Origin of the sequence: Capillimicrobium parvum, assembly GCF_021172045.1 — a bacterium.
Classification (GTDB): domain Bacteria; phylum Actinomycetota; class Thermoleophilia; order Solirubrobacterales; family Solirubrobacteraceae; genus Capillimicrobium; species Capillimicrobium parvum.
On sequence record NZ_CP087164.1, the window covers coordinates 5,625,022 to 5,645,836 of the forward strand.

General features: G+C 72.7%; 18 protein-coding genes. 7 read left to right on the forward strand and 11 right to left on the reverse strand.

Features of this window, described 5'->3' with window-relative positions:
• The first annotated feature begins 61 nt into the window (after positions 1–61).
• A complete protein-coding gene (locus DSM104329_RS27255) occupies positions 62–550 on the forward strand; it encodes a carboxymuconolactone decarboxylase family protein (protein ID WP_259313020.1) in 489 nt (162 codons plus the stop codon).
• Between the two features lie 22 nt (positions 551–572).
• Complete coding sequence (locus DSM104329_RS27260) at positions 573–1,730, forward strand: M24 family metallopeptidase (protein WP_259313021.1); 1,158 nt, start codon at positions 573–575, stop codon at positions 1,728–1,730.
• An 18-nt stretch (positions 1,731–1,748) separates the two neighbouring features.
• Here the strand turns inward: DSM104329_RS27260 and DSM104329_RS27265 are convergent, their stop codons facing one another.
• Positions 1,749–3,383 carry a thiamine pyrophosphate-requiring protein gene (locus tag DSM104329_RS27265; protein WP_259313022.1) on the reverse strand — a complete coding sequence of 545 codons (1,635 nt, stop codon included), beginning with the start codon at positions 3,381–3,383 and terminating at the stop codon, positions 1,749–1,751.
• 300 nt (positions 3,384–3,683) lie between these two features.
• Between DSM104329_RS27265 and DSM104329_RS27270 the strand changes: the two genes are divergently transcribed.
• Positions 3,684–4,319, forward strand: a complete 636-nt coding sequence (locus DSM104329_RS27270) for a helix-turn-helix domain-containing protein (RefSeq protein WP_259313023.1) — start codon at positions 3,684–3,686, stop codon at positions 4,317–4,319.
• A gap of 17 nt (positions 4,320–4,336) precedes the next feature.
• Here DSM104329_RS27270 and DSM104329_RS27275 read toward each other — a convergent pair whose 3' ends face one another.
• Positions 4,337–5,410 carry a zinc-dependent alcohol dehydrogenase gene (locus DSM104329_RS27275; RefSeq protein ID WP_259313024.1) on the reverse strand — a complete coding sequence of 358 codons (1,074 nt, stop codon included), beginning with the start codon at positions 5,408–5,410 and terminating at the stop codon, positions 4,337–4,339.
• Positions 5,411–5,510: 100 nt separating this feature from the next.
• Complete coding sequence (locus DSM104329_RS27280) at positions 5,511–7,145, reverse strand: sulfatase-like hydrolase/transferase (protein WP_259313025.1); 1,635 nt, start codon at positions 7,143–7,145, stop codon at positions 5,511–5,513.
• 99 nt (positions 7,146–7,244) lie between these two features.
• Between DSM104329_RS27280 and DSM104329_RS27285 the strand changes: the two genes are divergently transcribed.
• Positions 7,245–9,068: an NHL repeat-containing protein gene (locus DSM104329_RS27285; RefSeq protein ID WP_259313026.1), complete on the forward strand. Its 1,824-nt coding sequence runs from the start codon at positions 7,245–7,247 to the stop codon at positions 9,066–9,068.
• Here the strand turns inward: DSM104329_RS27285 and DSM104329_RS27290 are convergent.
• Positions 9,031–10,011 (reverse strand): phosphatase PAP2 family protein, encoded by a 981-nt coding sequence (locus DSM104329_RS27290; RefSeq protein WP_259313027.1) that lies wholly within the window; start codon positions 10,009–10,011, stop codon positions 9,031–9,033. The two genes, DSM104329_RS27285 and DSM104329_RS27290, sit on opposite strands and share 38 nt — an antisense overlap.
• A 92-nt stretch (positions 10,012–10,103) precedes the next feature.
• Between DSM104329_RS27290 and DSM104329_RS27295 the strand changes: the two genes are divergently transcribed.
• Positions 10,104–10,544 carry a hypothetical protein gene (locus DSM104329_RS27295; RefSeq protein WP_259313028.1) on the forward strand — a complete coding sequence of 147 codons (441 nt, stop codon included), beginning with the start codon at positions 10,104–10,106 and terminating at the stop codon, positions 10,542–10,544.
• A 20-nt stretch (positions 10,545–10,564) separates the two neighbouring features.
• On the opposite strand, the gene DSM104329_RS27300 is transcribed toward DSM104329_RS27295, so the two are convergent.
• The 7 genes from DSM104329_RS27300 to DSM104329_RS27330 all read right to left on the reverse strand — a co-directional run bounded on the left by DSM104329_RS27300 (position 10,565) and on the right by DSM104329_RS27330 (position 18,759).
• Positions 10,565–11,071 (reverse strand): universal stress protein, encoded by a 507-nt coding sequence (locus tag DSM104329_RS27300; RefSeq protein ID WP_259313029.1) that lies wholly within the window; start codon positions 11,069–11,071, stop codon positions 10,565–10,567.
• 79 nt (positions 11,072–11,150) lie between these two features.
• Entirely contained in the window at positions 11,151–12,386 is a 1,236-nt protein-coding gene (locus DSM104329_RS27305; protein ID WP_259316262.1) for a multidrug effflux MFS transporter, read from the reverse strand.
• Complete coding sequence (gene metK, locus DSM104329_RS27310) at positions 12,383–13,594, reverse strand: methionine adenosyltransferase (RefSeq protein ID WP_259313030.1); 1,212 nt, start codon at positions 13,592–13,594, stop codon at positions 12,383–12,385. The genes DSM104329_RS27305 and metK overlap by 4 nt, the downstream gene beginning before the upstream one ends.
• A gap of 16 nt (positions 13,595–13,610) precedes the next feature.
• Complete coding sequence (locus tag DSM104329_RS27315) at positions 13,611–14,822, reverse strand: FAD-dependent oxidoreductase (RefSeq protein WP_259313031.1); 1,212 nt, start codon at positions 14,820–14,822, stop codon at positions 13,611–13,613.
• Positions 14,815–15,471, reverse strand: a complete 657-nt coding sequence (locus tag DSM104329_RS27320) for a hypothetical protein (protein ID WP_259313032.1) — start codon at positions 15,469–15,471, stop codon at positions 14,815–14,817. The genes DSM104329_RS27315 and DSM104329_RS27320 overlap by 8 nt, the downstream gene beginning before the upstream one ends.
• 52 nt (positions 15,472–15,523) lie before the next feature.
• Positions 15,524–18,382, reverse strand: coding sequence for an FAD-dependent oxidoreductase (locus DSM104329_RS27325; RefSeq protein ID WP_259313033.1), 2,859 nt, complete (start codon positions 18,380–18,382; stop codon positions 15,524–15,526).
• A complete protein-coding gene (locus DSM104329_RS27330) occupies positions 18,379–18,759 on the reverse strand; it encodes a sarcosine oxidase subunit delta (RefSeq protein WP_259313034.1) in 381 nt (126 codons plus the stop codon). The genes DSM104329_RS27325 and DSM104329_RS27330 overlap by 4 nt, the downstream gene beginning before the upstream one ends.
• A 213-nt stretch (positions 18,760–18,972) precedes the next feature.
• On the opposite strand from DSM104329_RS27330, the gene purU reads away from it, so the two are divergent.
• Together purU and folD are read left to right on the forward strand one after the other, a co-directional pair.
• On the forward strand, positions 18,973–19,881 hold the full coding sequence (purU, locus tag DSM104329_RS27335) for a formyltetrahydrofolate deformylase (protein WP_259313035.1): 909 nt from the start codon (positions 18,973–18,975) through the stop codon (positions 19,879–19,881).
• A complete protein-coding gene (gene folD, locus DSM104329_RS27340) occupies positions 19,881–20,726 on the forward strand; it encodes a bifunctional methylenetetrahydrofolate dehydrogenase/methenyltetrahydrofolate cyclohydrolase FolD (RefSeq protein ID WP_259313036.1) in 846 nt (281 codons plus the stop codon). Before purU ends, folD begins: the two co-directional genes overlap by 1 nt.
• Positions 20,727–20,815 lie beyond the last annotated feature (89 nt).

Genomic DNA, 20,815 nt, shown 5'->3' on the forward strand with positions numbered 1-20,815 from the left:
CGCGCCCGACGAGCTGAGCATGCCCGAGACAATCCGCACCCACCGAGGAGGCCTGCCGGCCATGCCCCGTATCCCCGCGGTCGACACCGCCACCCTCGACGGCCAGCTCGCCGAGCTCGCCCAGGATCCGTTCTACGGCATCCTGGCTCACCGGCCGGAGATCCTCGAAGCATGGTTCCGGCTCGACAAGGTGTTCTTCGGGCCCAGCTCGAAGCTCCCCAACGAGCTCAAGGAGGAGGGCCGGCGGGCGCTGGCGCAGGGCGCGGGGTGCCGGCTGTGCGCGTCGTTCGGGCAGCCACGGGACGAGTACGCCGACCGCCGTGAGTCGCTCGCCGTGACGTTCGCGCAGATGGTGCTCGAGGACCATCGGTCGATCGACGACAGGACGTTCGATCTCCTGCGCGAGGACTTCACCGACGAGGAGATCGTCGAGCTGGTCTCGTGGTTGTGCTTCAAGCTCGGGTCGAACGTCTTCGGGTCGCTCATGCGGCTGGCTCCTGGAACCGAGGAGCAGATCCGCGCGTACGCCGAGTTCGTCGCGACCGGATGAACACCCGCCGCGACGATCCCGCGTGAGGCCTCCCTTCGACGCGGCCCGGCTCGACCGTCTCATGGACGAGGCGGAGATCGACGTCGTGCTCGCGTGCTCGCCGCACAACGTGCAGTACCTGCTGGGCGGGTACCGCTTCTTCCTGTTCGCCCACGGCACGGTCATGGGTGTCAGCCGTTACCTGCCGATCGTCGGCTACGTGCGCGGCCGGCCCGACCGGGCCTTCCTGATCGGGAACCCGCTGGAGGCCGGCCAGCAGGAGCTCGAGCCGCCCTGGGTCGTGGACGTCGCCAACGCGGCGTGGACGAGTCGTCAGTCCGCCGAGCTCGCGGGCCGTGCGCTCGCGCAGCGTGGTCTGGCACGCGCGCGCATCGCGGTCGAGGAGTCCTTCCTTCCCCACGACGCTCATGCCGCGTTGGCCGCGGAGCTGCCCGGAGCCGTGCTGCAGGACGCCTTCGCCGTCCTGGAGGAGCTGCGCGCGGTCAAGCGCCCGGACGAGCTCGTCGAGCTGCGTGAGGGTGCCGAGGCCGTCGTCGGGTCGATGCGCGCCGTGTTCGGCCAGGCCCGTCCCGGCATGACCCGCGCCGAGGTCGCGGACCTCATGCGCATCGAGGAGTCACGCCGCGGACTGAGCTTCGAGTACTGCCTCGTCAACACCGGCCCCAGCTACAACCGGACGCCGTCGGCGGCGCTGCGCTGGGAGCATGGCGAGCTGTGCTGCCTGGACTCGGGCGGCAGCCGCCACGGGTACGTCTGCGACATGGCCCGCATGGGTTGGATGGGCGATGTGCCCGAGCGTGCTCGGGAGCTGCTCGCGCAGGTCGCCCATGTCCAGGAGGCGGCGCGCGCCGTCGTCGCACCGGGGCGGCGCGGAGGCGACATCCTCGAGGCGGCGCATGCGGCGCAGCGGGCATGCGCGAACGGCGGCGGCATGGACTTCGTCGCACACGGCATGGGGCTTGTCAGCCACGAGGTGCCCCGGCTGACCTCGACCGGGGTCGTGTCCTACCCGGCCGACCACGCCGACCGGCCGCTGGAGGCCGGCATGGTCCTGTCGATCGAGACCGATCTGCGGGACCCGGAGCTCGGGCTGATCAAGCTCGAGGACACGGTGGCCGTCACCCCGAACGGCTTCGAGGCCTTCGGAGATCAGGGCCGCGACTGGAACGTCACGGGCTGACGCCGCGCCCCCACCCCGTCATTCCGACAGCACGCGCCGGTTGGCGAAGTCGGTCTCCGCGCTCGTGATCACCTCGATCACGATGCACCGACCCGTCGCCGTGACCTGCTGCGCCTGCTCGAAGGCCGGCCGAAGCTCGCCGGGCTCCCGCACCCGCAGCGCTTCGACGCCGAGTGCACGAGCGATGCCGGCATAGTCGCCGCCGATGTCGCGGGCGCGATGTCGCTCATGGGACTCGAGCATGTTCGGGATCTCGATCGCCATGGTCGCGTTGTTGAGCACCACCAGGGCGATCGCGACGCCGGCGCGCTGGGCCGTCTCGATGTCCAGTCCCGTCATCCCGAAGGCGGCGTCGCCCACGAAGGCCACGCAGAACCTGTCGGGCGCAGCGAGCTTCGCGCCCATGATGAGGCCGAGCCCGGCGCCGAGGGCGTGCGACTTGCCCCAACCCAGGTACGTGTTCGGGCCGCCCGAGCGATAGAACGGCACGATCTGGTCGCGCGGGCTTCCGGAGTCGTGGGTCACCACGGTCGCGTCCGGGTCGGTGGCCGCCATGAACTCGTACAGGACGCGGTAGGGCGTGATCGGCACCTCGTCGGATCTCAGCTTCGGCTCCCAGCGCCGGTCCCATGAACGGCGGGCCTTCGCGATCCGCTCGGCGACGGCCGCCGCGCGCGCCGGGCCGTCGATGCCGGCATCACGAGCCGCCCGGCGCAGCTGCCGCAGCACCAGGGCGGCGTCGCCGACCAGCGGATGAGCGATGTGGCGGGTCTTGTTGAGATCCCGGGCATCCCGTGTGAGCTGGGCGATCGATGCGGAGGCGGGCAGACGCGCTGTGAGGAAATGGCGGGTCAGGCTGGCCCCCAGCGCCAGCACGAGATCGGCGTCGCCGAGCACGTCGACCACCGGGTCGGAGGCGACCACCGACGCCACTCCGACCGACAGCGGATGCGTCTCCGCAATCGCGCTCTTGCCGCCGAGCGTCGTGACGACGGGCAGGCCCAGCTCCTCGGCGAGGCCGACGAGCTCGCCCGCGGCGCCGGCGGCGAGCACGCCGCGCCCCGCCACGATCAGCGGCCGTCGCGCCGCGCCCAACGCCGCGGCGACACGCTCGACCGACGCGGGATCGGCCATGGAGCGCGCCCGGATGACGGGCTCATAGGTCGCAGCGCCATCGGGCACGGTCATCGTCGCCACATCGGCCGGGATCTCCACCATGACCGGTCCCGGCACGCCGTTGCGCAGCGCGTTCACCGCCCGGCGCATGACCTCGCCCGTGTCCTGCGGTCGCCGGATCGCCTCGTAGAACGTGGTCACCGGCGCATACGCCGCGGCGGCATCGAACAGCGGGCGCATCTGGGCGCGGTCGAGGCTGTTGCCCAGCGGCAGCAACAGCATCGGAATCCCATCGCTGAACGCGCTGGCGATACCCGGGAACGCGTTCTCCGCCCCGGGACCGAACTGCATGGCGAACACGCCGAACCCATCGCCGGCCGTCACGCGGCTGTAGCCGTCGGCGATCCCGACGCCGACCCGTTCCTGCCGGCACACCACCGGTCGGATCCCCGCCCGCGTGGCAGCGTCGATCATGGGCGTCGTGGGATAGCAGCTCAGCATCTCCACGCCCTCCGCCCGCAGCGCGGACGCGATCACGTCGACGACCAGGGTCAGTGGGACCCCATCCCGTTGGTTGTCCTTCGTCCCAGACGTCCGACAATACGGTCGCCCCAGGCTCGGGAGACCATCCGATCGGAGGTACATGACGCCCGATGCGACCTTGCGATCCTGCGCGGCGCCGACGACCAGGTCGAACGTCCGTCCAGCGGAGCAGAGCCGGTCCGTCGCCCCATCGGAGAACCCGTAGTCTCCGAGGGATCCCTGAGCTCATGTACGCCTGCGCAACGATGACACGTGTCCGCGAGCGGTCCTCGCGGCGTGCAAGATGAGACGGTGATGGCCTCCACCGAGGATCGGGCAGCCGCTCCGGCCGTGCCGGAGTCGTTCGGGACGAGTCTGCGCTCCGTCCGCGAGGAGCGCGGGATGTCCGTGCGCTCGCTCGCGCGCACCATCGGCGTCTCGCCCAGCCTGATCTCGCAGATCGAGAACGGCAAGGCGAACCCGTCGGTGGGGACGCTCTACGCGATCGTGTCGACGCTGCAGATCTCCGTCGACAAGCTGTTCTCCGAGCAGCCCGCGGAGGATGCGGCACGGCAGGAGGACTCCGACGGCACCGTCCTTCGCCACGCCGATCGACCGAGCGTCGACCTGGCCAGCGGAGTGCGCTGGGAGCGGCTGACTCCGACAGCGGACCCCGACGTGGACTTCCTCTTCGTCACCTACGGCGTCGGCGGCGCCTCATGTCCCCCCGATGTGCTGATGCGCCACAGCGGGCGGGAGTACGGACTGGTCATCAGCGGGCATCTCGGAGCCACGATCGGCTTCGACAGCTTCGAACTGGGCCCCGGGGACTCGATCGTGGCCGACTCGACGACGCCGCACAGGTTCTGGACGATCGGCGACGAGCCGGCGGTCGTGGTCTGGACCGTCGTCGGCCGCGCCGGCGACCCGCGCGCCAACTTCGACCTCTGAGCGCCACGCGCGCAGGCTCAGCGCGCCGACGGATCGATCACGACCTTGCCGTTGACGCGCCCCTCGGCCAGTGGCACCAGACCACGATCGACGAGGTCGTCGAGGCCGACCGTGCGATCGACGCAGCGCTGCGCGAGATCGCTTCCGGCCAGGATCGCCAGCGCCGCCGGAAGGTCATCGGCGAAGACGTGCGCGAGAGCGCCGATCAGCTCGATCTCGTTCATCGCCAGGGCGAAGAGGTCCAGCTCGACCGGGCGCGCCTGAAGCCCGACGATCACGATCCGCCCGCCGCGGCGGACCGCCCCCAGCGCCAGCGCCGGCGCCGGCGGCGCGCCCGTGGCCTCGACGATGACGTCGAGTCCGGCGCCTCCGGTGATTCGCTGCAGCTGGGCGAGAACGTCATCGTCGGGCCGCAGCCCGTGCGTCGCCCCCAGCGCGCGGGCGGCGCCCAGCCGCTCGTCGTCGAGATCGATGGCGACGATGATGCGCACCCCCTGCGCGTGCGCTCCCGCGACCACCATCGCTCCGATCCCGCCGACGCCGACCACGGCGAGCGCGTCGTCGCGACCGACGCGACCGCGCCGAAGCGCATGGAGGCCGACGGCCAGCGGCTGGCTCAGCACCGCCGCGTCCGCAGGACACCCCTCGGGGATCGCGCAGCAGATGCTCGCCGGCGTCACCGCGAACTCGGCCAGCCCACCGTCGACGTGCAGACCCAGGGTGAAGTAGGCGTCGCACAGGTTCGTCCGGCCCTCCAGGCACCGCGGGCATGTCCCGCAGGAGACTCCCGCACCCGTGACGACGTGATCGCCGGGCTCGAACGCCGTGACGCCGTCGCCCACCTCGACGACCTCTCCGACGAACTCGTGGCCGAGGATCAGCGGGCCTTGATGGCCGCTGTGCGGATGCGGCGCGTCGAGCGGCACCAGCTTGGGGCCGTGGCGGTACTCGCCGGCGTCCGTGCCGCAGATCGCCGCGCGCAGCACACGCACCACCAGCTGGCCCGGGCCAGGGGATCCGGGCGCCTGGACCTCCTCGATGCGAACGTCGGCGGGCCCGTGGTAGACCGCGGCTCGCATCGTTCGCGCCATGGCGCGACGATAGCTCCGGGCGGCCGGACGGCTACCTCCGTTCGGAGGGAGTGCGGGCCCGCCGTGGTGCGCGCACCGCTCGCTCGTGGCGGCCCGGTCCTCAGTCGAGCGCGCCGATCGGCGCGGTCTTCGCCGGCGCGCCCTGGTATTGCGGCTGCGGCGTGTTCGGCAGCGGCTGCAGCCGCTGCGCCTTGACCTTGGCGAGCTTGCGCCGCAGCCGCAGGTACTGCTTCTGCTGCGCCGGCGTGCGGTTGTAGCCGTCGTAGGCGAGGTTCTTGCGCTCCAGCGGGTCGTGCCTGAGGTCGTACATCTCCCACTGGCTGGGGATCTTGCCGTCGGCGTCGTAGTACTCCGCGAGCTTCCAGCGCGTCTCGCGGATGCTGACGATGTGCTGCGGCGGGCGGACGTAGAGTCCGCCGGACTGACCGGACTGGTAGTCGTCGAACGTGAAGACGACGTGGTCCTGCGGCGGCGGCGCGGTGCGCCTGAGGATGTGCTCGGAGTAGTCGACGCCCTGCCAGTCGTCGCGCGCGGAGGATGGCGCGTCGACCAGGCTCGCCAGCGTCGGCAGGAAGTCGACGTGGGAGACCATCGCCTGCGAGGTCGTCGCGCGCTTCCACAGCGTCGGGTTGGAGTAGACGAGCGGCACGCGCAGCGTCTCCTCGTAGAAGTTGAAGTTCTTCTGGCGCATGCCGCCGTGCGCCATGCCCATCTCGCCGTGGTCGGCCGTACGGATGACCAGCGTGCTGTTCAGCAGGTTCTGGCGCGTCAGCGTGTTGAGCACGTCGACGAGGTAGGCGTCCGACGCCTTCATGAGGTTGCCGTAGAAGTTGATGTACTTGCGCTTCATGTCCGGGGTGTTCAGGCGCCCCGTGAGGTTGAAGAGGCGCACGAACTGCGCCTGCACCGTCGGCTTGGTCGACAGGTCCTCGGCCACCGTCAGCGGCAGGTCGATGTCGCCCTCCAGCCACGAGTCGTCGTAGCCGCCGTCGAGATAGGTCTTCGGGTACAGCAGCACGTCGTGCGGGTTGACGAGCGAGACGATCAGCAGGAACGGCTGCAGCTGGGCGGCCGCCGTGTTGAGGAACTGCTGCACGCCCTCCGCGCCCGCCGCGACGTCGCCCTCGCCGTCCATGTAGCGCCCGTCGGCGTCGTAGACCCCGCCGCCCTCCTCGGTGATGTCCTGGTTGGCGCCCGCGTCGGGCGGGTTCCAGCGCCCGAAGCCGTACTGGGCGGCGTCCTGCGGCGTGAAGTCCGTGCCGTTGACCGGCTTGTTGAGGTGCCACTTGCCCTTGTAGACGACGTTGTAGCCCGCCGCCGCCGCGACCGAGCCGATGTTCTTGAAGTCCAGGGGCATCTCCACCTGGGGGTACTGGTCGTCGGGCATGTCCTCTTCGAGCGTGTACTTCACGCCGTGCTGGGCCGGGAAGTAGCCCGTCATCAGCGAGGCCCGCGACGGCGAGCACATGCACGCGTTGCAGAACGCGTTCTCGAAGGTGAGGCCGTGGTTCTTCAGCCGCATCAGCCCCGGGAGGTTCTTCTGCGCCCAGTCGCGCGGGAAGTGCTGGATCGCCCGGTCCTGGTCGGTGATGAACATGATCATGTTCATCCCCGCGACGCCGCTCGAGCCGCGCCCGTTCTGCGCTGCCGCCGTTCCCGTCGCCGCCTCGCCTCCCAGCATCATCGCTGGCCCGGCGACGGCCGCGGACTGCAGGAGCTCCCTCCGGCTCAGCACGTGTGCTTCCTCCTCGATCCCGTTCGTGACAGCGGGCGCCAGCCTACGGGAACCGCCGGGCGGCGCCGCGGCGCGGGCGGCAGCGGTTAGGGTCGCCCGATGCACCACGGATGGATCGCTCTCGCCGGGACGGCCGCGCTGCTGGCCGCCGCCGCCCCGGCCCAGGCCGCCACGCTGACCGGGACGGTCAAGGCGGGCGGCAAGCCGGTGGCCGGGTCGGACGTGCAGCTGTTCGCCGCCCGCGCCGCCGACCAGGTCGCGCTGGGCTCGGCCTCGACGAACGCGTCGGGCGCCTACACGCTCGGCTACGACCTGCCCGAGGGCACGGCGGCGCTCGTCGCGCGGGCCTCGGGCGGAAGCGTGGGCGGGCGGGTGCTGCCCGCCGCCGCCCGGATGATGACCGCCACGGCGGTCTCGCCCGCCGTTCCCGGCGAGCTGCCGATCAACGAGCAGACGACCGTCGGCGCCGCCTACGCGCTCACGCGGTTCCTCGACGCGGCCGGCGCGGTGCGCGGGCCGTCGCCCGGCCTGGCCAACGCGGCGGCGACGGTCGCGAGCCTGGTCGAGCCGAGCACCGGCAAGCTCAGCTTCACGATCGCCAACTCGCCGAACGGCAACGCGACCGAGGCCCTGGCGACGTTCAACACGCTGGCCGGGATCGTGACGTCGTGCACCACCGGCACGAGCCGCGACTGCAAGCGCCTGCTCGCCGCCGCGACCCCGCGCGGAGGCCCGCGGCCGGCCGACACGATCGCCGCCATGCGCGCGCTCAACCGCGCCCCCACCACCCACCCGCGGCGCCTGTTCGCGCTCACGACCAGGACGCCCTACACGGGCACGCTCTCGTCGGCGCCGAAGAGCTGGGTGATCCCGATCGTCTTCGTCGGCGGCGGCATGAACGCGCCGGGACGGATGGCCTTCGACTCGAAGGGCAACATCTGGACCGGCAACAACTTCCAGGCGAACACGACGAGCGCCGGGCTCACCCTGAGCGTGTTCAACCCGATGGGCCAGCCGATCCTCGGCAGCCCGATCGTCGGCGGCGGCCTGCGCGGCGCCGGCTTCGGCACGGTGATCGACGCCCAGGACCGCGTCTGGGTCGGCAACTACGCCGGGGCGAGCATCTCCGCGTTCGACGCGACGGGCGCACCGCTGCCGGGCAGCCCGTACACGCAGGGGCCGATCGACAAGCCCCAGGGCATGGCGGTCGACCAGCAGGGCAACCTGTGGACCGCGAGCTTCGGCACCGGCAGCGTCGTCGTCTACCCGAAGGGCGACCCGACGGCCGCCTGGGCGCCGATCACGGGCGCCGGGCTCGCGCGGCCGTTCTCGGTCGCGATCGACGGCGGCGGCGTCGCGTGGGTGACCGGCAACGCGTTCAGCAAGGACCCCGGGACCGTCCAGCGCATCAACCCGGACGGCTCGCTCGCGGGCGCCCCGATCACCGGCGGCGGGCTGCGCTCGCCGCTCGGCATCGCGATCGACACCGCGGGCAACGCGTGGGCGGCGAACTTCGAGGGCAGCAGCGTCACGCGCATCACCCCCGACGGGCAGCCGACGCAGATCCGGGTGCCGAGCCTGCTCGGCCCGTGGGGCGTCGCGGTCGACGGCGACGACAACATCTGGGTCGCCGGCTTCCTGCACCAGAACGTGACGCTGCTGTGCGGGCAGCGCACGGAGCACTGCCCGCCCGGCACGAGGACGGGGCAGCCGATCTCACCGCGCGCCGCGGGCTACAGGAGCCGGGGGATGCAGCGCATCACGGCGGTGCAGATCGACCCGTCGGGCAACGTCTGGCTGGCGAACAACTGGAGCGGCGCCTCGCCGCTGAAGGACTTCATCGGCGGCAACGGCCTGGTCGAGCTGATCGGCGCCGCGGCGCCGGTCAAGGCGCCGCAGATCGGGCTTCCGCAGCGGCCGTGACCGCCTCGGGCGCCGGCGCGCGATCGCTCCGGCGCTCGATGACCTTCCACAGCACCGTGACGATGCCGAAGCAGATGAGCGTCAGCACGTAGCCGACGAGCGCATCGATCACGAAGTGCTCGCCCCCGTAGACGAGCGTGAACGCCATCGCCAGCGTGTAGGCGCCGAGCCCGATGCGGACCCACCAGCCCGCCGGCCAGAAGAACAGCAGCAGCATGAACGGGAACGACGCGTGCAGCGACGGCATCGCGGCGACCAGGTTCACGAGGCCCGAGCCGTTCTCGAACATGGACGCGGCGGCGGGCACGCCCAGGTCGCCCCAGACGAGCGGCACGACGCGGTCGACGTGCGGCATCGAGCCGAGATCCCCGGCCAGCCACGGCGGCTGGGCCGGGTAGAGCCAGTAGCCCATGAACGCGGCCAGCGTGGTGAGGACCGCGAGCGTCGCGTAGCGGCGGTACTCGTGGTGCGCGATCTTCCAGATCACCGCCGCGACGATCCACACCACGAAGAAGTGGGTCATGTAGACGACCCAGGCCGCGAAGTCGTACCAGTGCAGGTGGAAGGGGTCGAACAGGTGGTCCTGCAGCCACACCGTCGGGACCGTGCCGCCGCCGAGCCACTTGTCGAAGTCGAGCTGCGGCTGGATGTAGGCCTGCTCGGAGGTCACCGACACCGCGCCGCGCAGGTAGTCGTAGGCGACGAGCAGCGCGAAGATCGGCAGCCACTCGAGCAGCATCACGCCCCAGCTGCGCCAGGCGGCGACGCTGAACGCGGCGATGCCGAGCACGAGCCAGAAGAAGAACTTGTCGCGCGCGAGCGGCATGCCCTCCGTCGCCAGGGAGATGCCGAACGCCACGAGGAAGACCACGGGCGCGCCGAGCGTCAGCACGCGCTCGGGCCAGCGCCGCGGCTGGACCGCCGCCTCTTCGACCATCGCCATCCGCCGAGTATGCCGATCGGGGCGCGCGGCGGTCCAGCGTGAACGGCCGGTGGACGTCGGCCAGCAGACGGGCCTCCACTAGGTTCAATCCGATGCGCTGCTTCCGATCCGCCGCCGCCGTGCTCGCCGCCGCGGCGCTCCTCGCCGCCGCGGGCTGCGGGGGCGACGATGCGTCCTCGACCGTGACGGACACGCCGGCGACCGCGCCCACGCGGACGGCGACGACCGCGACCGCCGAGATCCAGACGGTCACGACGCCCCCCGCCCCCGCCGCGACGGCCCCGGCCGCGACCACGCCCTCCGCCGTGCCGACGACGACCGCGCCGGACACCGGCGGCGCCGCGGCGCCCACCACGACGGCGCCGTCACCCGGCGACACCGGCGGCGCGGCTCCCACGAACCCGGCGACCGAGCCGGGCAACGGCGGCTCTCCCGCGCAGGATCCGGAGTGCCGGCCGGGTACGGGCACCGGCCAGCCGGATCCGCAGTGCGAGCCGCTCGAGGGCGAGGACGCGCGCGAGAACGAGGGCTGAACCGGCGGGCCGGCCGCGCCCTACTTCAGCGAGATCGACGGCAGCATGGGCGCCGGCCGCGTGCCCGGCGCCGCGCCCAGCTCGACGGACGGCACGTACGGCGCGGTCATCACCAGATCCGGGCACGCCCGCAGGAACGCCCGGGCGATCCGCCCGGGCTTGGTCCCGGTGCCCAGGACGATCAGGTCGTGGCCGCCCTGCTCCAGCGTGCGCCGGAGGGCTCGCCGCACGCAGCGGTGGCGGCACAGCCCGGTGCTCGCGTCGGCGCCCGTGACGAGGTGCCAGCGGACCGCAAGGTCGCCGGGCAGCTCCGCCACGGCCTGACGGACAAGCAGGTCACCGCTCGATACGACGTCCTCGACGAGCGGGAGGGCGAGCAGCCCGACGCCCACCCAGCTCGGTGGCGGCACGGCCACGTGCACGACCGTGAGCTCCGCCCGCTCGGCGCGGGCCAGCCCGGCTGCCCGGCGCAGCCCGGCAGCGGCTTCCTCGGTGTGGTCGTAGCCGACGAGTATGCGTCGCGGCATCGAGGCCGCTCCTCTCTCTTCCCAGCACCTACGCCGGGCTCCCGTCCGATCGTATAGGACGGGCCGGGAGGATGCGCGATCACCGCCCCGGGACGTTCGTCCGGGACCGGGAGCCGACGCCCAGGCCGAGCACGAGCGCCGCCGCGCCCATCACGGTGATGAGCAGCGCCATCGGCAGGGCGTTCTCGGCTCCCGCCACGCCGGCCAGCGGCGCGACCGCCGCCCCCAGGCCGAACTGGACGACGCCGATCATCCCCGACGCGGTGCCCGCCGCCTCCGGATGGTCGGCCAGCGCGAGACCCTGCGCGTTCGGGTTGATGAGCCCGCGGGAGGCGATGACGAGCGCGAGCGACGGCAGGATCAGCCCGAGCCCGATGCCGGCCACCACCGCCACGAGGAGCCCGGCGCCGCCGGCCGCACCGACCGCCAGGCCCGACGTGAGCAGCGGCGCCGGCCCGACGCGCCGCACGAGCCGCGCGCTCAGCTGGCTGGTGACGATCATCAGGCCCCCGTTCACCGACAGGACCAGGCCGAACGCCTGCGGCGAGACCCCGTGGATCTCCTCGAGCAGGAACACCGCCCCCGACAGGTAGACGCTCAGCGTGGCGAACGACAACCCGATGCACAGCGCCAGCGCGACGAACGCGCGGTCGCGCAGGAGGGCGGCCATCGCTCCGCCCGTCGCGTGCGCCCCGCCCGTGTGCCGCCGCGCCGGCTCGAGCGTCTCCGGCAGGCGCAGGAGGGCCCACGCGAACAGGACGATGCCGAGGCCGGCGAGCACCACGAAGACGCCGCGCCAGTCGGTGACGTGCAGCAGCTGCCCGCCGACCAGCGGCGCGAGCAGCGGCGCGAGGCCCGTGACGAGGATCAGCATCGCGTACGTCCGGGCCGCCTCCGTCCCCCCGACCAGGTCGCGCACCATCGCCCGCGCGATGACGATGCCCACGGCGCCCGCCATGCCCTGGGCGGTCCGGGCCGCCAGCAGCAGCCAGATGTTCGGCGCCAGCGCGCACAGCAGCGAGGTGACCGCGAACAGCGCGACGCCGGCCAGCAGCGGCCGGCGGCGCCCGAGCGCATCGCTGATCGAGCCGCCGAGGAACTGGCCGCCCGCGAGGCCGAGCAGGCTGGCCGTGATCGTCAGCTGCGCGGCCGACGCGGAGACCGAGAGGTCGCCGGCCAGGTCCGTCAGACCCGGCAGGTACAGGTCCATCGACAGCGGACCGAACGTCGACAGCGACCCGAGCAGCACGAGGAGGCGGCGCGTCGGCCGCCTCCCCGTCCCGGGCGTTGCCTGTGGAGGCGCCGAGGCCGTCAGGCCGCGGTCGGCGACGCGATGCCCGCCGCGTCGGCGAGCGCCTGCGCCTTGTCGGTGCGCTCCCACGTGAAGTCCGCGTCGTCACGGCCGAAGTGGCCGTACGCGGCGGTCTTCTGATAGATCGGCCGGTGCAGGTCGAGCGACTCGCGGAACGCGCCGGGGCGCAGGTCGAAGTGCTCATCGACGAGCTGCGCGATCTGCGCGCGGCCGACCTTCTCGGTCCCGAACGTCTCGACCATGACCGAGACCGGATGCGCGACGCCGATCGCGTACGCGACCTGCACCTCCGCGCGGTCGGCCAGGCCGGCCGCCACGACGTTCTTCGCGACGTGGCGCGCCGCGTAGGCCGCCGACCGGTCGACCTTCGACGGGTCCTTGCCGCTGAACGCGCCGCCGCCGTGGCGGGCCATGCCGCCGTAGGTGTCGACGATGATCTTGCGCCCGGTCAGGCCGCAGTCGCCCACCGGACCGCCGATGACGAAGCGCCCCGTCGGGTTGACGAGGAAGTCGCGCCGCAGCTGCGCGGCGTCGTACAGCTCGGCCGGCAGCACCGGCAGCACGACGTGCTCCCAGAGGTCGTCGGGGATGACGTCCTCCGAGCCCTCCTTGTGCTGCGTGGAGATCAGCAGCTTCTCGATCGCGACCGGGCGGCCGTCCACGTAGCGCACCGACACCTGCGTCTTGCCGTCGGGGCGCAGGTAGGGCAGCGTGCCGTCCTTGCGCACGTCCGCAAGCCGCTTGGCCAGCTGGTGGGCCATCGCGATCGGGAGCGGCATGAGCTCCGGGGTCTCGTTCGTCGCGTAGCCGAACATCATCCCCTGGTCGCCCGCGCCCGCGACGTCGAGGGCGCCCGCGTCGCCCTGCGACCGGGTCTCGAGCGCCGCGTCCACGCCCTGCGCGATGTCGGGCGACTGCTTGTCGATCGCGTTGATCACCGCGCAGGAGTCGGCGCTGAAGCCGAGGTCGGCGTCGACGTAGCCGATCTTGCGGATCGTCTCGCGCGCGATCTCCTGGACGTCGACGTACGTGGACGTCGAGATCTCGCCCGAGACGACCACCAGGCCCGTGTTGACCAGCGTCTCGCACGCCACGCGCCCGGCGGGGTCGTCGCGCATGACGGCGTCGAGGACGCCGTCGGAGATCTGGTCGGAGACCTTGTCGGGGTGGCCCTCCGTCACCGACTCGGAGGTGAACAGGTACTCGCTCATGGGGTGTTGGCGCTCCTCAGTGGCTGACCGCCGCCGCGGCGAGCTCCGACACGAGGTCGTCCTCGTAGAAGCGCTCGAGCGCGAACGGCGCGATGAGGTCCGGCGTGCGCTCGGTTGCGACGAGCTCCGCCAGAGTCCTGCCCACGATCGGCGCCGCCTTGAAGCCGTACGTGCCCCAGCCCGCGCTGACGTGGAAGTTCTCGACCTCGGTCTTTCCGAGGATCGGAGAGTAGTCGGGACTGAGATCGCACAGCCCGGCCCACGCCCGCAGCAGCCGCGCGTGCTCGAGCTGGGGGAACAGCTCGAGCGTGTGCTTGGTGAGGTCCTGCAGGAAGTTCAGCGTGCCCTGCATGCGGTACGTCGTCCATGGCTCGATCTCCGAGCCCATGACGAACTCGCCGCGGTCGGACTGGCTGATGTAGACGTGCATCTGCGAGGACACCACGACCACGTCGAGGAACGGCTTGACCGGCTCGGTGACGCACGCCTGCAGGATGTGCGTCGTGATCGGCATCGGCACGCCGGCCATCTCGCTGATGAGCGTCGACCACCCCGCGGTGCAGTTGAGGACCGTGCCGGCCTCGATGCGCCCGCGGTTCGTGTTGACCGCGGTGATGCGGTCGCCTCGGCGCTCGAGGCTCTGCACCTCGGTGTAGGGATGGATCTCCGCGCCGCCCTCGTCGACCCCGCGCGCGAAGCCCCACACAACCGCGTCGTGGCGGATGATCCCGCCGGGCGGGTGGTACAGCGCGCCCATGATCGGATACGTCGTGTCCGGCCCGACGTACATCGTCGGCGCCAGCTCCTGCACCTCGTCGGGCGTGATCAACCGCGAGTCGATGCCGTTGAGCCGGTTGACCTCCGCGCGGTTGGCCATGACGAACATCGCCCGGTCGGAGTGCGCGAGCGTCAGGTGCCCGCACTGCGAGAACAGCAGGTTGAAGTTGAGGTCCTCGCCGAGGCCCTCGTACAGCTTGACGCTGGCGTCGTAGAAGCGCGCGCCCTCCGGCGTCTTGTAGTTCGAGCGCAGGATCGTCGTGTTGCGCCCGGCCGCGCCCGAGCCGATGTAGCTCTTGTCGAGCACGGCCACGTTCGTGATGCCGTGCTGCCTGAGGTAGTACGCGGTCGCCAGCCCGTGTGACCCGCCGCCGATGATGACGACGTCGTAGCGGCTCTTGAGCTCGGGGCGCCTGCGCCACATGCGGCGCTTGCGAAACAGGTCACGCATGGACGGACTCCTCGGCGGCAACGGCGATGTCGGGCAGGGCGTCGACGCCGACGGGACGGCCGCCGAGGTGGCGGGCGGCGTCGTCGACGGTCTCCCAGAAGTACGCGCCGTACGCGGCGCCGAACAGGACGAGGTAGCGGTCGGCCGCCTCGCGCAGGACGTAGCCCGGCGTACGCGCCACCGAGCCGGGCCGGAACGCGTGGACCGGCGTGACCTTCGGGCGCAGGTCGAGCGCGCAGAACCGGGCGAACGTCTCGCGCGCCAGCGGCCCGGCGATGACCATCGCGCCGAAGCTCGCGGTCACGTCGAGCACGTGCACGCCGCCGAGGTCCTCGGGCGGCGCCGCGGTCGTCAGCACGAAGGCGCGCGTCGGCGTGACCGGGCAGTGCCAGCCGTCCTCGGTGCGCTGCGCGGCGCCCAGCGGCACGTCCGGGACGGCGCCCTGCAGCTCGAGCTTGCCGAGGTGCGAGAGGTCGGCGAAGCCGACCGTCTCGGCGCACGCGGCCACCTCGGCCGTCGCGTCGCCGAACGACGTCGCGACCTCCCAGCCGCCGCGCACCTCGTAGGTCGCGCCGGCGGCCTGCGTCAGGTCGGCCATCGGGCTGCGCGCGGGCGCCGCGCCCTCCGGGGACAGGAATGCCAGGCTCACGATGCGATCTCCCTCAGGTTCGAAGCCGTTGTGTGTGAGGACCCGCAGCGTCTCATCCCCGCAGCACCTCGCCTTCGGGGTCGTAGAACGGTTTCGTCGTGACGGTCGCCGGGAACGTCCGCGACTCGTCGGAGATCGTGATCGAGGCGCCGTCCGTCGCCAGCGCGACGGGCACCCACGCCATCCCGATCGAGGCGCCCAGCTTCGGCGAGCGCCGTGAGCTCGTCACCTGGCCGGCGGGCTTGCCCCCGACGACCACGACCGCGCCCTCGGTCGGCACCTCGCCGTTCTGGCACGTGAACCCGACCAATGCGGTCTCGGCCGGATGCTGCGAGGCCTGCTCGAGCGCCCACTTGCCGATGAACTCCTGCTCCTTGTCGAGCTTGACCGACCAGCCCATCGCCGCGCCGTAGGGCGTCGACTCCGAGTCGGTGTCCTGCCCGACGAGGATGTGCAGCTTCTGCAGGCGCAGGATCCGCTGCGGCTCGAGGCCGAACGGCCGCGCGCCCTCGGCGGCGACCGCGTCCCACAGCGCCCGGCCCTGCGGCGCCGCGCAGTGCAGCTCGTAGCCGACCTCACCCACGAAGCCGATGCGCATCGCCAGGCAGGGCACGCCCGCCACGGTGATGTGCTGGGCGTCGAGGTACGGGAACGCCTCGTTGGAGCAGTCGGCGTCGGTGAGCCGCGTCAGCATCTCGCGCGCCTGCGGGCCGGCGAGGTTCATCGCCGCCACGCCCTGCGTGACGTCGGTGAGGTGGGCGTCCAGGCCCCAGTCGGCCAGCCACCAGGAGAACCACGCCTCGACCGCGGCCGCGCCGCTCGACGTCGTCGTCACGTAGAACGTCTCGTCGTCGATCCGGCCGACCGTACCGTCGTCGGTGATACGCCCCGCGTCGGAGGTCAGCACGCCGTAGCGGATGCGCCCCGGCTTGAGGGTCGACATGCGGTTCGGGTACAGCCGGTCGAGCAGCTCGCCGGCGTCCGGCCCGCGCACGATGAGCTTGCCGAGCGTCGACACGTCGATCAACCCGGCGGTCGTCTGCACGGCGAGCGCCTCGCCCTCCGGGTCGCCGTAGTCGTAGGCGCGGCGCCAGTCGCCCGCCCACCGGTCGGTGGCGCCGAGCTCCGTGTGGCGGCCGTGGACCGCCGAGCGCTTGGCCGCCTCCAGCGGCCGGCCGGCGAGCGCGCCCATCGGCACCGTCGACCAGGGCGGCCGCGCGGTCGTCATGCCGACGTCGCCCATCGACAGGCCGGTCGCGCCGGCGAGCGCCCGGATCGAGGCGAGCTGCGACAGGCGGCCCTGCGACGGGCCCATCGTCACCGTCGTGTAGCGCTTGGACAGCTCGATGGTGTCGTAGCCCTCGGCGGCCGCGTACTCGACGTCCTTGACGGTGATGTCCTCGTCGAGGTCGACGAACGCCTTGCCGCCCTTCCTGCCGTCACGAGCCTGGGCGGGCGGGGTGGCCACGGGAGATGGCGCCGCCAGCCCGTCCACCCGCGCGCGGAGCTCGTCGAGCCCCCCCGCGTCGAGCCCGAGCGCGGCGGCCGCCTCGGCGCCCGCCAGCGTCCCCGACAGCTCGGCGGTGTCCGCGCTCTCGTGGCCGGCGACCGCGCCCGCCGCGTGGACGCTGGGCGGCAGCGCGTCTGCGACGAACCGGCCGGTGGCCTGGTCGAAGCGGGCGCGCGCCCCCGACTGCAGCAGCAGCGAGGTCGCCGGCGCGGCGCCTGCGGAGACCGCGAGCAGGTCGCACTCGATCCGCTCCTCGGTGCCGGCGACCGCCTGTCCGCGGTCGTCGACGCGGGCGAGCGCGACGCCCTCGACGCCCTTGCGCCCGAGCGCCCGGACGGGCGTGAAGCCCTGGACGACCCGCAGGCCGAGCTCCTGGGCGCGCGCGGTCCGCGCGGTGGGCTCGGTGCGCAGGTCGGCGATCGCCGCGACCGGGATCCCCGCCGCGTGCAGCGCCAGCGCGGCGTCGAGCCCGTCGTCGCCGACCGCGGCGACCACGGCCCGCTCGCCGACCCGCAGGCCGTACAGCGCGGCCATGCGGCGCGCGCCGCCCGCGAGCATGACGCCGGGCAGGTCGTTGTCGGCGAAGACGAGCGGCTGCTCGATCGTGCCCGTCGCCGCGACGAACCGCGCGGCGCGGATCTGGTGCAGCGTGCTGTCCTGCCAGACCGGCACGAGGCCGTCGAAGAAGCCGAGCGCGGGCGCGCGGCTGAGGATCTCGACGCCCGCGGCCCGGGCCCGCTGCGCCAGCTCGCGGGCACGGTCGCCCCCGCCCTCGGCCAGCAGCCGGCCGCCCGGCTCTGCGTCCTCGTCGCACAGGACGACGTCGGCGCCCGCCTCGGCGGCCCGCAGCGCCGCGGCCAGGCCGGCGATCCCGCCACCGACGACGAGCACGTCGCAGTGGCGCCGGCGGTACTCGGTGCGCCACTCGCGCTCCTCCTGGCGCTTGGGCAGCTTGCCCAGGCCGGCGGCGTGGCGCAGGACCTTCTCGTAGACCGGCCACATCCGCCGCGGGCGGATGAACGTCTTGTAGTAGAAGCCCGGCGGGGTGAACGGCCCGGCGAACTTGTCGGTCGCCGACATCACGTCGAAGTCGAGCGACGGCCACGCGTTCTGGTGCTCGACCTTCATGCCCGCGACGATCGGCTCGCTGCAGGCGCGGATGCCGGGGCGCCCGTCGACGGTGACGAGCGAGTTCGCGCAGTGGCCGCAGCCGCAGATCTCGCCGCGCGGCCGGTGGTACTTGAAGGAGCGGGAGAAGACGCGCTGGCCGGAGGCGAACAGCGCCGAGGCGATCGTGTCGCCCGCGAAGCCGGTGACGGGCTTGCCGTCCCAGGTGAACGGGACGGGCCGCGAGCGGTCGATGCGCTCGCCGGGCTGGACGGGCAGGCGGGCCGTGCTCATCGACCGACCACCCCCGATCCCGGTCCGCCGCCCGCAACGTCGGTGGTCGTGCCCACCGCCCCGCCGCCGGGCATGCCGGTCGCCGCGTCCACCGCGGCGAGCGTCCCCGCGTCGGCGGCGGGCGCCTCGTCAGGCAGCGCCGTCCACTTCACGTCGTTCGTGCGGGTGTCGCGCTCGGCCAGGAACCACGCCCGGCAGCCGGAGCGGTGCACCCACCACTCGCGCTGGACCCCCGCGACGTTGCGGCGGAAGTAGTTGTAGGCGTTGAGCTCGCGCCGGCTGGGGCGGGCCTTGGGCCGGGGCGACACCTCGCCTCCGTAGCCGAAGTCGGTGACCTCGCGGACACCGCAGTTTGGGCAGGTGAGAAGGAAGGACATGGTCTCCTGTCAGAGCACGCGGTTGGGGGGCCACGTCGACGTCCGTCACGCTACGACGGGCGCGGAGAGGGGGCACCTCTCGATCGAGGGGGATCTCCGCCCTGCCCGGGCGGGTTTCGGGCAGGTGGCTGCCGACGACCTGCCCGGTCGGCGGGCAAAGACCCTCCCGCCAGGGGGCGCACGGGCAACGCCGTGACCCCTACCGTGCGGGGGGTGTCCCACACCACCGCGCCCGCCCCCGCCGTCACGCTCTCCGCGTCGCCGCGCGACGCGGACACCGGCCGGCTGCTGATCTCCTGCGACGACCGTCCCGGGATCGTCGCCGCCGTCGCCGCGTTCCTGCGCGAGCGCGGCGCCAACATCGCCCAGTCCGACCAGTACTCGACCGACCCCGAGGGCGGCCGGTTCTTCCTGCGGATGGTGTTCCACATGGGCGGCCTGGCCGAGGCGCTGCCGCGGATGGAGGGCGAGTTCTCCGCCGAGGTGGCCGAGCCGTTCGACATGCGCTTCCAGCTGCGCGACGCGTCCGTGCCGAAGCGGGTGGCGATCCTCGTCTCGCGCTACGACCACTGCCTGCTCGACCTGCTGTGGCGCTGGCGCCGGCGCGAGCTGCACCTCGACGTCGGCCTCGTCATCTCCAACCACCCCGACCTGCGCGACGAGGTGACCGGGTTCGGCGTGCCCTACGAGCACGTGCCGGTCACCCGCGACACGAAGGCCGAGGCCGAGGCCGCCGAGCTCGAGTTGCTGCGGGGCCGCTTCGACCTCGTGGTGCTCGCCCGCTACATGCAGGTGCTCTCCGCCGGCTTCCTCGAACAGGTGGGCGCACCGGTCATCAACATCCACCACTCGTTCCTGCCCGCCTTCGCCGGCGCCGGCCCGTACGAGCGCGCCCGGGAGCGCGGCGTCAAGCTCATCGGCGCGACGGCGCACTACGTCACCGAGGACCTCGACGCGGGCCCGATCATCGAGCAGGACGTGATCCGCGTCTCGCACCGCGACAACGCCGCCGAGCTCACCCGGCTGGGCGCGGACATCGAGCGCACGGTGCTCGAACGCGCGGTCCGCTGGCACTGCGAGGATCGCGTGCTCGTCAACGCCAACACGACGGTGGTGTTCTGATGGCGGCCGAGATCATCGACGGCAAGGCGGTCGCGCTGGCCGTCCGCGAGGCGGTCGCCGCCGACGTCGCGACGCTCGAGCGCCCGCCGGGCCTGGCGACCCTGCTCGTCGGCGACGACCCGGCGTCCGCGATCTACGTCGCCAACAAGCGCAAGCAGTGCGAGGCCGCGGGCATGCGCGACCTGCACCAGCACCTGCCCGGCGACATCGCCCAGGACGAGCTCGCCGCGATCGTCGAGGCGCTGAACGCCGACCCCGACGTCACCGGCATCCTCCTGCAGCTGCCGCTGCCGGACCATCTCGACGCGGCGCCGCTGATCGCGAGCATCCATCCCGACAAGGACGTCGACGGGCTGACCGAGGTCAGCGCGGGCCGCCTCGTCCTCGGCAAGCCCGGGCTGCGCCCGTGCACGCCGTCGGGCGTCATCGAGCTGCTCGACGCCTACGGCGTGCAGATCGAAGGCGCGGAGGCGGTCGTCGTCGGCCGCTCCGACCTCGTCGGCAAGCCGCAGGCCCAGCTCCTGCTCGCCCGCAACGCCACGGTCACCATGTGCCACTCGCGCACGCGCGACCTGCCGTCCGTGTGCCGCCGCGCCGACATCCTCGTCGCCGCGGCGGGCGTCCCGCGCCTCATCGGACCGGACTCGGTCAAGCCCGGCGCGACGGTCATCGACGTCGGCATGCACCGCACCGACGAGGGACTGTGCGGCGACGTCGACTTCGACGCCGTGAGCGAGGTCGCCGGCAGGATCACCCCGGTGCCCGGCGGCGTCGGCCCGATGACGATCGCCATGCTGCTGAGAAACACCGTGACTGCCGCGCAGCTCGCAGCGGTCACCGCCTGACCGCGCCCGGACGTGTGGGTGTCCATGCCCGCTGAGCGGGCGTGAACAGCCCAAACGTCCTTCCGCCAACGCTGGACGACGCTCAGACG

Excerpts from the sequence above, each read along its gene's own strand:
- DSM104329_RS27255 (WP_259313020.1), top strand. The coding sequence starts at position 62 with ATGCCCCGTATCCCCGCGGTCGACACCGCCACCCTCGACGGCCAGCTC.
- DSM104329_RS27270 (WP_259313023.1), top strand. The coding sequence starts at position 3,684 with ATGGCCTCCACCGAGGATCGGGCAGCCGCTCCGGCCGTGCCGGAGTCG.
- DSM104329_RS27275 (WP_259313024.1), bottom strand. The coding sequence starts at position 5,410 with ATGGCGCGAACGATGCGAGCCGCGGTCTACCACGGGCCCGCCGACGTT.
- DSM104329_RS27285 (WP_259313026.1), top strand. The coding sequence starts at position 7,245 with ATGCACCACGGATGGATCGCTCTCGCCGGGACGGCCGCGCTGCTGGCC.
- DSM104329_RS27290 (WP_259313027.1), bottom strand. The coding sequence starts at position 10,011 with ATGGCGATGGTCGAAGAGGCGGCGGTCCAGCCGCGGCGCTGGCCCGAG.
- DSM104329_RS27295 (WP_259313028.1), top strand. The coding sequence starts at position 10,104 with ATGCGCTGCTTCCGATCCGCCGCCGCCGTGCTCGCCGCCGCGGCGCTC.
- DSM104329_RS27300 (WP_259313029.1), bottom strand. The coding sequence starts at position 11,071 with ATGCCGCGACGCATACTCGTCGGCTACGACCACACCGAGGAAGCCGCT.
- metK (WP_259313030.1), bottom strand. The coding sequence starts at position 13,594 with ATGAGCGAGTACCTGTTCACCTCCGAGTCGGTGACGGAGGGCCACCCC.
- DSM104329_RS27315 (WP_259313031.1), bottom strand. The coding sequence starts at position 14,822 with ATGCGTGACCTGTTTCGCAAGCGCCGCATGTGGCGCAGGCGCCCCGAG.
- DSM104329_RS27325 (WP_259313033.1), bottom strand. The coding sequence starts at position 18,382 with ATGAGCACGGCCCGCCTGCCCGTCCAGCCCGGCGAGCGCATCGACCGC.
- DSM104329_RS27330 (WP_259313034.1), bottom strand. The coding sequence starts at position 18,759 with ATGTCCTTCCTTCTCACCTGCCCAAACTGCGGTGTCCGCGAGGTCACC.
- folD (WP_259313036.1), top strand. The coding sequence starts at position 19,881 with ATGGCGGCCGAGATCATCGACGGCAAGGCGGTCGCGCTGGCCGTCCGC.